The 9,900-nt window shown below is 52.2% G+C and carries 12 protein-coding genes; 6 read left to right on the top strand and 6 right to left on the bottom strand.

Annotated features, from left to right (window positions below; all coding sequences use genetic code 11):
• Nucleotides 1-917 (top strand): putative bifunctional diguanylate cyclase/phosphodiesterase (locus B2067_RS02170; RefSeq protein WP_301387310.1); only part of this gene is annotated, 917 nt, incomplete at its 5' end.
• A gap of 69 nt (nucleotides 918-986) precedes the next feature.
• Nucleotides 987-1,481 carry a dihydrofolate reductase gene (locus B2067_RS02165; protein WP_301387311.1) on the top strand — a complete coding sequence of 165 codons (495 nt, stop codon included), beginning with the start codon at nucleotides 987-989 and terminating at the stop codon, nucleotides 1,479-1,481.
• On the opposite strand, the gene rfbD is transcribed toward B2067_RS02165, so the two are convergent.
• Nucleotides 1,463-2,383, bottom strand: coding sequence for a dTDP-4-dehydrorhamnose reductase (gene rfbD / locus B2067_RS02160; RefSeq protein ID WP_301387309.1), 921 nt, complete (start codon nucleotides 2,381-2,383; stop codon nucleotides 1,463-1,465). The genes B2067_RS02165 and rfbD overlap by 19 nt on opposite strands.
• Before the next feature lie 284 nt (nucleotides 2,384-2,667).
• On the opposite strand from rfbD, the gene B2067_RS02155 reads away from it, so the two are divergent.
• Complete coding sequence (locus B2067_RS02155) at nucleotides 2,668-3,330, top strand: cytochrome b/b6 domain-containing protein (RefSeq protein ID WP_068442738.1); 663 nt, start codon at nucleotides 2,668-2,670, stop codon at nucleotides 3,328-3,330.
• Here the strand turns inward: B2067_RS02155 and B2067_RS02150 are convergent.
• The 3 genes from B2067_RS02150 to B2067_RS02140 form a co-directional block, all read right to left on the bottom strand.
• Nucleotides 3,320-3,766: a c-type cytochrome gene (locus tag B2067_RS02150; protein WP_301387308.1), complete on the bottom strand. Its 447-nt coding sequence runs from the start codon at nucleotides 3,764-3,766 to the stop codon at nucleotides 3,320-3,322. The genes B2067_RS02155 and B2067_RS02150 overlap by 11 nt on opposite strands.
• A 129-nt stretch (nucleotides 3,767-3,895) precedes the next feature.
• Nucleotides 3,896-4,411, bottom strand: coding sequence for a thioesterase family protein (locus B2067_RS02145; RefSeq protein ID WP_301387307.1), 516 nt, complete (start codon nucleotides 4,409-4,411; stop codon nucleotides 3,896-3,898).
• A gap of 136 nt (nucleotides 4,412-4,547) precedes the next feature.
• Nucleotides 4,548-5,414 carry a bile acid:sodium symporter family protein gene (locus B2067_RS02140; RefSeq protein WP_301376944.1) on the bottom strand — a complete coding sequence of 289 codons (867 nt, stop codon included), beginning with the start codon at nucleotides 5,412-5,414 and terminating at the stop codon, nucleotides 4,548-4,550.
• A 130-nt stretch (nucleotides 5,415-5,544) separates the two neighbouring features.
• Between B2067_RS02140 and B2067_RS02135 the strand changes: the two genes are divergently transcribed.
• On the top strand, nucleotides 5,545-5,808 hold the full coding sequence (locus B2067_RS02135) for a hypothetical protein (protein ID WP_301387306.1): 264 nt from the start codon (nucleotides 5,545-5,547) through the stop codon (nucleotides 5,806-5,808).
• Nucleotides 5,809-5,935: 127 nt separating this feature from the next.
• Nucleotides 5,936-6,658, top strand: a complete 723-nt coding sequence (locus B2067_RS02130; RefSeq protein ID WP_301387305.1) for a hypothetical protein — start codon at nucleotides 5,936-5,938, stop codon at nucleotides 6,656-6,658.
• Nucleotides 6,659-6,701: 43 nt separating this feature from the next.
• Here B2067_RS02130 and argA read toward each other — a convergent pair whose 3' ends face one another.
• Both argA and argE read right to left on the bottom strand, forming a co-directional pair.
• Nucleotides 6,702-8,003: an amino-acid N-acetyltransferase gene (argA, locus tag B2067_RS02125; RefSeq protein WP_301387304.1), complete on the bottom strand. Its 1,302-nt coding sequence runs from the start codon at nucleotides 8,001-8,003 to the stop codon at nucleotides 6,702-6,704.
• Nucleotides 8,004-8,183: 180 nt separating this feature from the next.
• Entirely contained in the window at nucleotides 8,184-9,344 is a 1,161-nt protein-coding gene (argE, locus tag B2067_RS02120) for an acetylornithine deacetylase (protein ID WP_301387303.1), read from the bottom strand.
• Nucleotides 9,345-9,404: 60 nt separating this feature from the next.
• Between argE and B2067_RS02115 the strand changes: the two genes are divergently transcribed.
• Nucleotides 9,405-9,900: inorganic triphosphatase (locus B2067_RS02115; protein WP_301387302.1), on the top strand; the 496-nt coding region annotated here is incomplete at its 3' end.

The raw sequence follows: 9,900 nt of genomic DNA, 5'->3' as shown, positions 1-9,900 counted from the left end.
GCATTGGCGCAGCACTCGCTGGCGAAGCGGACCACGACGCCGGCAATCTGATTCTGCATGCCGAGCAGGTATTATCTGGCGCAAAACAGATCGGTCAGAACAGCTATGTTATCTACAGCGCCCACTCAGCCGAGGACCGGATTCGCGGAGGTCTGGAGAAGGCGATCTATCATGCGTTGGATAACCGCCAGATATCCATGGAATACCAGCCGCAAATGAGTATGGATGGGCAGCGCCTTTATGGCGTAGAGGCGCTGATGCGCTGGAATCACCCGGTATTTGGTCATGTTCCTCCGGAGCAATTTATTCCGGTGCTCGAAACGACCGGACTGATTGAGAAATTCGGAATGTGGGCTCTCGAATGTGCATGCCAACAGTTTCGTCAGTGGCTGGATGATGGACTTATGCCCGGCGATGCCAGAGTGTCGGTGAACCTGACTTCGCGACAATTCTTTCAGCCAGATCTTGCTGATCAGGTGCTTGGTATTCTTGATGAGGTTGGACTTGCAGGTAAACACCTTACGCTCGAAATTACAGAAGCCATGATCATGGAAGGTAACGACCGCACGGCAGATACGCTTGCGCGTTTACGGTTTGAAAATATCGCAATTGCTATCGATGACTTTGGCACAGGGTACTCATCGTTCGCCAGCCTGCGTACGCTGCCCGTTGATTACCTGAAAATTGACCGCGATTTTGTTAAGTCTGTGGGGATAAATAACGACGATGATGCGATTGCGGGCTCCATTATTCACCTTGCTCACAGCCTGAAGCTCAAAGTAATCGCAGAAGGGGTCGAGCAGGTATCGACGCAATCACGACTGGCAGGTCTGGGTTGCGACGAATGTCAGGGGTATCTGTTTTCAAAACCGCTCGCTGCTGAGAGAGTGCCTGAATTTGTAGCCCGGTGCGCCTGACAATACAGAACTGCATCGCTATCATAGGCGCTGATTTTTTAGCGACGGGATTTTTCTGTGAAGCTCTCCATGATAGTGGCGGTTGCCGAAAATGGTGTCATCGGACGCAATAACGCATTGCCCTGGTATCTGCCGAATGACCTCAAGTACTTCAAGCAAACCACGATGGGTAAGCCTGTCATCATGGGGAGAAAGACTTACGAGAGTATCGGTAAGCCACTTCCCGGTCGCACCAATATCGTGATTACCCGGCAGGCCGACTACCAGCCTGAAGGTGTTAAGGTCGTGAGCAGCGTTGAAGCTGCAAGAGAACTGGCGGAGAGCGTATGCCTGATTGATGGCCAGGAAGAAGCCATGATCATGGGGGGCGCAGAAATTTACGCACTGGCACTGCCTCATACCGATCGCCTGTATCTGACCGAGGTTCATGCAGACGTTGAGGGGGATGCTTTCTTTCCTGAGTACGACAAAAGCTTGTGGCAGGAAGTTGCTCGCGAAGATTTCGCCGCCGAAGGCCCTAATCCATACAACTACAGCTTTGTTGTTTACGAGGCAAAGGCCTGACAGAGACCGGGCTCGCCCAGACTCTGACGCTCTTTGATTGCTTCCAGAGTCGCTGACAGTTCTGTGCGCCAGTCGGGTGGATAAATACCTAAATCGGGTAGCTTCTGCGATACCAGGGCAGAATTGTGTGGTCTCATTGCGCCCGAACCCGGCGGGTTAATCGTTTCTGGTAACAGACGGCAGCGACGGTCGACTAACCCTAACTCGTTGGCCTGACGTAGCATCTCACCTGCAAAAATATAAGTGCTCGCAGTTGGCGTACCGGCGAAATGGTATCGCCCTCTGGCAATACGCCCCTGTTCAGCCAGACTGGCAATTTCTACCATGGTTTCGGCTAACGAGACAGCGGGTGTCGGAGAAACATAGGCGTCGCTTGCCACATTGATCTTGAGGGACTTCTGAGCACTGTTCAACATGTAACAAAGTGGATTTTTACCATACTGACTGAACAGCCAACCCGTACGGATGACGACGGCTCTATCGCAGCTTTCCATTACTGACTGCTCTCCGGCCAGTTTACTTCGCCCATATTCTGATAAAGGGCAGGGTAAGGCACTTTCAGAGTAGGCATCAGCCATCCAGCCAGAGAAAACGTAGTCTGAAGACAGATGAATCAACCAGGCGCCATTGTCGTTACACCATCGGGCCAGTGTTGAGGGTGCCCTCGCATTGACTTTCCAGGCGAGTTCTCCCTGTTGCTCTGCTTTATTCATGTGGGTATAGGCAGCGCAGTTGAAGATCACTCTGGGTCTGCTGGCCTCGAGTACACGAGTCAGTAGTTTGTCGTTAGTGATGTCTAATGCGCTATGACTGAGCGCGATGATGCGGCGCCGCGATTGTTTGAGTTGTTGCTGCAAGCACTGGCCTACCTGGCCTCCCGCACCTGTGATCATCCATGTCATACCATTCTCCTTCGGTATTTGATGCGTATTGGTCTCGTCACACTACCAGACCATGAATCTACTGACAGTGACCATCGGAGACATCAGAAGCATTCTGAGAATTGCTGATATTGTCACTCTTTCCTGACTTGGAGAGGTGTGCCTATCTGGCCCTGACAATTATTTATAGTCGTGTACGTTCGTTCTTCACACACTTCCGTAAACTATCTGATTAATTCCTCTTAAAATTTGATGTCGTCAGCATTTTCGTAAAATTTCTGAAGACCATCCAGCGGGAGCCCCTTGTGTCTGAGAAAACCTACGTCTGGGATATATTTATCCGTATTTTCCACTGGGGGCTGACTGTTTGTCTGGCGGGTGCCTGGCTGACTGTCGAGCAGGGCTGGATGGATTGGCACCAGGCCTTTGGACTGACGGCTCTGGGATTGATCATTTTCCGGGTACTGTGGGGCGTGGCTGGGCCTGCGTATGCCAGATTTAGTCACTTTATCCGTTCTCCGAAATCGACTCTGGTGTATGCCCGGGATTTGCTCAGCGGAAGAGAGTTGCATTATCTCAGCCATAACCCCCTGGGTGCGTTGGCGGTGCTTGGTTTGTTAGGTCTTGTCGGATTTCAGGTTGTCTCGGGATTATTCGCTACGGATGATGTTTTGTTCGAGGGGCCCTTATTCCCGATGGTGAGTTATGACACCAGTCTGCTTCTTACTGAACTCCACGAAATTTCCTTTAATGTGCTTCTGGGCATCGTTGGCCTGCATATTCTGGCAGTACTGTTTCATCAGTTCGCGAAAAATGAAAGCTTGCTGCAGGGGATGGTGACAGGCAATAAAAAACCGGGCCGGTATGCTGACGGGCCGGTGAATAAAAAAGCCCGGGCGCCTGTGTGGACCGGGCTTTGTTCTGTGGCGTTGGCCGCCGGAGCGGTGGCGCTTTTAATCAGTCTTTGAAGTCATCGTGGCAGCCTTTACAGGTGCGGGCAGTGGCTACGAATGCTGATTTGATCGCTTTCATATCGTCGCCTTTTGCGGCGACCGCTAAGGCGGCTGCTTTTTCGCTGAAGGCATCACCAGCTGCGGTGAAGTCTTCCCATTCGTCTTCAATCACAGGCAAGGCTGATGTGGCACTGGCGTAGGTGCCAGGGCGGAAACCTTCCCATGGCATCTGACTTAATGCCGCGAGCAGATCTGCGCGGCGCGCGAAGTCTTCGCTGTCGAATTCAGCTTTACCTTTGACCATGTCACCCATGGCACCGAAATGCCATTTAACGGCTTTAAAAATGCCCTTACGGTATTCCACGGCTTCAAAAGGTTTAATATCGGCGGCTGCGTGGCCGGCGACACCCGCAAGTACGAGGGTCGCGGCAACTTTATAAAGTGGCTTCATCAGAGTTCTCCATCTCGGTAGTCGGTTGTAATGCTCAGTGTATATGAACCATCTTACGACCGACTGAGCACTTACTTTCCTTTACCCATGCCCCGGCAGAGTGAGACTCTCTGACGTTTCATGACGTTATCAGAGCTCGCGTTTTGCCTGGGTCATGTCGCTCCAGTGAGTGATGGCTTCTTTGATATCGGCCTGGTTGAAGTCTGCGCCCACGGCCTCGCATATCTCTGGCGTTAGTGCGCGCTTGCCTTTGCGTACTCCGGCCATTTTTACCAGCGCGTGGCCATATAGCTTACCTTTCACCATTAAGCGGTGTTCGAAGTAGATGTACTTCTTGTCCCAGGTCAGCAGCTTGGTGTGAATTTCGTAGCCGCTGAACAGGTTAAGCTCACGGATAAAGGTAATTTCCAGCGATGCCACTACCAGGTTGATGCGCTTCTCAAAGAGGTGTTTGAACCAACCGTTGTCACGGAAAAGGGTCCAGCGGGCACCTTCGAGAACATTCAGGTACTTGGCGTTATTCATGTGAAGGTTGTAGTCGATCTGGTGTGGCCAGACGCGCTGGCGAACGACCGAGGTTCCCTGCGCAGGAATGATTGCAGGCTCATTGCGTTTGATAATCGACTTGATGATCTGACCGAGCATGGAGATACAGCCTCATGAGTGATTCATTAGAGGCAGGCATATTACACCAGACGGTTGCCGGTGCATTGGCAAGGATGACGTTGATTGTCTTGAGTTCGGCCTGCCAGCAGGCAGGCCATCTGAATAGCCGGGTATATCAGGCGGAGGTCAGTGGGCGGTTTCGTACCCAGAGTGTAAACAGGGTCGCTGTGGCGAACATCAGCAGGCTGTACACCGATGGTGCAACAGCCATTTCGGGGCTGGCCAGAATACCGGTAACGACCATGAGAGCCAGCGTACCGTTCTGGAGGCCAACTTCGAGGCAGATCGTTCGGGCCTGGTCCTCGTGGTGAAGCAGGGCATTGCCCAGCAGGTAGCCAAGACCCATAGTAATCAGGTTCAGCAGCAGAGTGGCCGGGCCAGATGCGACTACAAAGTCGATAAGCTGAGGGCCCAGATTAATACAGATGGAGATGATAACGAGAGCCAGTACGGCGACCGAAAAGCGCGATACCCAGGGTTCCATCTTTACAGCAAAGTTGCTGGCAAAGCGGCGGATCAGCATGCCGACAATTACAGGAATAACCGTCACAACCATCAGCGTAATCCAGGTCTTGGCCAGTGGCAGCTCAAACGTCTGGTCGGCATCGCCATACTGGTGAATCGCCCAGGCGCCGAGAATCGGGATAGTAAATGGTGTGATAAAACCGATGACGGCGGTCAGCGATACTGACAAACCGACGTCGCCACGGGCAAGAAGCGTATAGAGGTTTGAAGTAGTGCCCCCGGGACAGAGTGCGAGAATAAATAAGCCGATCGCCAGAGGCCCGGTCAGCCCCGTCAATTCAATGATGCCGATAGCGATTAAAGGCAGCAATACCATCTGGCAGACAGCACCAATCACGAACGCTTTTGGCTGGGCAATCACTCGGCCAAAATCAGCTGGAGTCAGCCCCATGCCGACGCCTGCCATGATCAGAATCAGGGATATAGGAAGAGCAACCTGGGTGAGAATCTCGAACATGGGAGTTCCTGAATAAGTTGTTATTTAGCGACGAAAACTATCGCAGCAAAGGGGGGATAGCAAGGTGGAATGACTCGTGAGTTGATTATAGGTACCATGCGATTATTCGACACAATAACAGGGTTTTAAGATGGATCTGGCAGCTTTCGCAGTATCATTTCTCGGCTTTGCCATCATGTACGCAGGGATCATTATGGCCCGCAAGGTGGACAGCAAAGGATCGGCTTCGGTATTTCGAATTGGCGGTATCTTTATCGGCTTTATGATGGTGCCAATGCTGCACACGGCGCTGGGCTCCCCGCTGACGTCAGCAGAGATTTCAGGGAAGTACTTGCTGGGGATGGTCATTGCTGGCGTTATTGTCGATTTCTTCTTCGTACGGCGTCGCGGTTAAAGATGAAGCGCCGCGGCTGATAGCTAAACCCGGTAGCAGAAGACTCTTTACTTAGTCTAGCCTTGACCTGTTGGGCTTTCCGCGCCATTGTTTTGTCCTTCTCACGAATCAGATTCTAATAACAACAATGAAAATACAGTATGCAATTGGTGCGCTTATGGGCGTCGCTGTTTTGTGCCCGGTGAATGTCTCTGCCAGCCAGTACCTGGGCGTAGGTGCGGAATATGGTGTGCTCAATGAACAGTACTCAGGCGCCGAATATCCCATTCTGAACTTTGAAACCCGCTTTGGTATGGACTTCAGTGATCGCTTTTCGCTGGAAGTCGAAGGTGCCGTTCTGGGTAAAGACGACCGGGAGTTTGAAGGAGGCTGTCTGGATCAGACGGCAGTTGACCGCATTACTAACGATGTTTCTGTTGGTTGTGCTTATCTCGATAGTGTCAGTCGTCAGGCGGTGACCGTGAATTTTGTTCTGTCGCAGCCTTTTGCGAATTTTGACCTCTTCGCCGGTTTGGGTGTTGGTGCTGTTCGTACCAGTTATACTTTTACAGTCGATAGCGTCGGTGTCAGTTCGACGGAAGCCTTTCAGGAATTTGCGGCAGCAGATATTCAGCAGATACAGAATTACCTGGATTTTTTCCTTGGTGAAGGCGCTATTGATCTGCAGCTCCCGGACGATGTGTCAGAAACCTCCATTGATCTGATGTATTCGCTGGAAGGCGGCATTCTGATTGATGATACTCACCGGTTGTCGGTTACCTGGAATCCGGAATACGGCAGCGAGGAAGTCGGCAAATATGAGTATGTTGGCTTTTCTTATTCATGGCTGTTCCGTTTCGACGATTTTTAAACCGACGAAACGGTTAAGCGAATCTAGCTCTGACACCCGGGTGTCAGAGCGTTTTAAAGAACACCTTCGAGTTCCGCTGGAAGTTATATAACTTCTGCTTTTCCTGCGGTAATTCACTGACCTGCCCGGCTTTAAAACCGTGCTCAATAAACCAGTGTGCTGTTCGCGTTGTCAGAACAAAAAGGCGGTTGTAATGACGTCTTTTCGCTTCCTGTTCAATCTGCTCAAGCAGCCTTTGGCCGCGGTTACTGCCGCGATAGTCTCCATGAACAGCAACGCAGGCCAGCTCGGCTTCGTCGTCTGAGTAGGGATAAAGCGCTGCGCAGGCCGTAATTAAACCGTCGCGCTCGATGACATAAAAACGGTGAATTTCGGTTTCCAGTAATTCACGCGAACGCCGTACCAGAATGCCGTCGTCTTCTAATGGTTTCAGCAAATCAAGAATGCCTGCCACGTCATCGATGTTAGCAGCGCGCAACTGGTCATATGCATCCTGACTGATCAGGGTGCCGCTACCTTCACGGGTAAACAGTTCTTGCAGTAATGCACCGTCAGTCTGATAACTCAACATATGCACGCGCGGCACGCCCTGACGTACACACCGCAGTGCCATATCGGCCTGCCAGCGTGGGCTTCCCGACAAGGAGCTGAGAAGATCTTCAAGCTCACGGCAGGTTAAATCTTCCAGCGCAGTGCCATCTTCACCGGTTAAACCGTCGTTTTCACCAAACGCGATCAGTTTATCGGCGCGTAATGCAACGGCAGCGTGACGCGCAACATCTTCGACGCTGAGGTTGAACATCTCACCCGAGGGCGAGTAACCAGAGCAGGATAAGAGCACGACATTCTGTTGGTCTAACAGATGACTCACCGCCTGATGTTCAATACGACGGACTTCTCCTGTGTGCTGATAATCGACACCATTGATGACGCCGAGCGGCTTAGCCGTGACGAAATTACCACTGACGACGCGGATACGCGCACCATGCATCGGAGAGCCAGGAATACCGATCGACAGCCGGGATTCAATGTCTGCCTTAACCATCCCCACGGCCGCTTTTACCGCGCGCAGAGCCTCTCCGTCGGTAATGCGCAGGTCGTTATGGAACTGGCTGGTAATATCCAGACGCTCCAGAACGGCATCAATCTGTGGTCGAGCACCATGTACCAACACGAGTCGCACGCCAAGGCTGTTCAGCAGGGCAATGTCCTGAACCAAGGTATCAAAATTAGGATGCAGCAAAGCGTCGCCATCAAACATGATGACGAAGGTCTTGCCTCTGTGCGCATTGATGTACGGTGACGACTGGCGAAACCACTGTACGTATTCGGTGTTGTCGGTCAAAACGGGACTTCCTGTTCTGCGTTAGTTGGTGCAACGGGGCAGCAACGTTCGGCAGTGGGTACGGTGTAGTGATACTGAATAAACGATTCGGGCGTCTGCGCCATGGATGGCGCGGCCGAGCCTACATGGATGTATTTACGGCGTCCCGGAGAGTTATTTGGTATCACTTCTTCTCATGATTTAATCACGGGCGGGAGTGAGACAAAAGCGCTCGATCAGATTGCGCAGAATATTCACGCACGGCTCTATCTGATCCAGTGCCATAAACTCATCGACCTGATGCGCCTGATCAATACTACCCGGGCCCAGCACCACGGTTTCCATGCCCAGGTTCTGCAAAAACGGCGCCTCAGTGGCGTAGTTAACGGCCACGCTGGTGTGTCCGGTGAGGCGTTCGGCTTCTTTAATCAGTGCACTGTTTTCGCTTTCGGCAAAGGGTTCGACGCCAGGGAATAATTGCTCGAATGACATTTCTACATTGTTCTGCGCGGCAATTGGATTCATGCGCCGACGAATCTCTTCGCGTAGATCGTCATTGCTCATGCCCGGCAGAGCGCGTAAATCGAAAGCCAGTTCGCAGCTGCCACAGATACGGTTTGGGTTGTCGCCACCGTGAATACAGCCAAGGTTGAGTGTGGGAGTCTGCACCGCAAAGTGCGCATCGCGATAATTCTCGGCCAGCTCAGCGCGCAGATTTTTAAGTTCGCCCATAACTTCATGCACGGCGTCCATGGCATTAATGCCCAGCGCCGGATTGGAAGAATGTCCAGCCCGGCCTGTTACCCGGATGCTATCCATGATGATGCCTTTGTGCATGCGCACCGGTCGCAGGCTTGAAGGTTCGCCAATAACGGCATAACGACCACCGGGGCCAGTACTCTGGCTCAGTGCACGGGCGCCGCTCATTGAGCATTCTTCATCGGCGGTCGCGAGTATCATCAGCGGCTGGTGGAATGTTTTATCGCGAACCTGTTCTAACGCTTCCAGCGCAAGGGCAAAGAAGCCTTTCATATCGCAGGTGCCCAACCCGTAGAGTTTGCCGTCGCGCTCGGTCAGGGTGAATGGATCTGATGTCCACTTTTCAGGGTTGCAGGGCACAGTATCAGTATGGCCACTAAGAACCAGGCCGCCCGGTCCGCGGCCGTAGGTGGCCAGCAGGTTGAATTTCCCCGGATGGCCTTCAATCGGCATAATAGAAACTTCGAAACCGAGATCCCGGCACCAACCTGCGAGCAGGTTAATCACACCTTCATTACTTTGATCGTATTCGGGTAATACAGAGCTGATACTGTTCTCAGCGATCAGGGCCGAGAGCTTTTCGAGCGTGGAGGGCAGCGGCATGATGGCCTTATCCTTGATGATCTTAAACTGCAAAATACAGCGACATAAAACAATAGCGCGATGGCAAAAGAAATTGAACTGAAACTCAGGCTCCAGCCTGAAGATATCCCGGCGCTGGTCAGCTGGCTTGATAACGAAGCGACAGCAACGGGCCAGAAAACTCTGAATAACGATTATTTCGATACGCCTGAGCTGGCGCTGTCGGCCGCGCACTCAGCATTAAGAATACGCTCGACGACCTCTGGCTATGAACAGACATTCAAGGCTCGCAGTCAGTCCAGCAGTGGTGTTCAGGTTCGTCACGAATGGAATTGGCCTTTGCCTGAAAGGCAGCTTGATCCATCGTTGCTGGCGTTACCAGAGGTACAGGCGTGCTGGCCAGAATCGGCAGCGAGGGATCGTCTTACGACGGTGTTCAGTACTGACTTTGAACGTCGCAGCTGGCTATACACAGCTGCGGATGGCTCGGAGATTGAAGTGGTAATCGATCAGGGCAGTATTCTTGCCAACGGTCAGTCGGAACCTCTGTGTGAGTTGGAGCTTGAGTTGGTTTCAG

This window comes from Thalassolituus sp. UBA2590 (genome assembly GCF_002339775.1).
Lineage (GTDB): Bacteria > Pseudomonadota > Gammaproteobacteria > Pseudomonadales > Oceanobacteraceae > Thalassolituus.
The sequence above is the reverse complement of the archived record's forward strand: the minus strand, read 5'-3'. Positions and strand labels throughout refer to the sequence as shown.

Coding starts and splice junctions, on each gene's coding strand:
- rfbD (WP_301387309.1), bottom strand. CDS start 2,383: ATGACATGGATGATCACAGGTGCGGGAGGCCAGGTAGGCCAGTGCTTG.
- argE (WP_301387303.1), bottom strand. CDS start 9,344: ATGCCGCTGCCCTCCACGCTCGAAAAGCTCTCGGCCCTGATCGCTGAG.
- B2067_RS02150 (WP_301387308.1), bottom strand. CDS start 3,766: ATGAAGCCACTTTATAAAGTTGCCGCGACCCTCGTACTTGCGGGTGTC.
- B2067_RS02135 (WP_301387306.1), top strand. CDS start 5,545: ATGGATCTGGCAGCTTTCGCAGTATCATTTCTCGGCTTTGCCATCATG.
- B2067_RS02140 (WP_301376944.1), bottom strand. CDS start 5,414: ATGTTCGAGATTCTCACCCAGGTTGCTCTTCCTATATCCCTGATTCTG.
- B2067_RS02145 (WP_301387307.1), bottom strand. CDS start 4,411: ATGCTCGGTCAGATCATCAAGTCGATTATCAAACGCAATGAGCCTGCA.
- B2067_RS02165 (WP_301387311.1), top strand. CDS start 987: ATGATAGTGGCGGTTGCCGAAAATGGTGTCATCGGACGCAATAACGCA.
- B2067_RS02130 (WP_301387305.1), top strand. CDS start 5,936: ATGAAAATACAGTATGCAATTGGTGCGCTTATGGGCGTCGCTGTTTTG.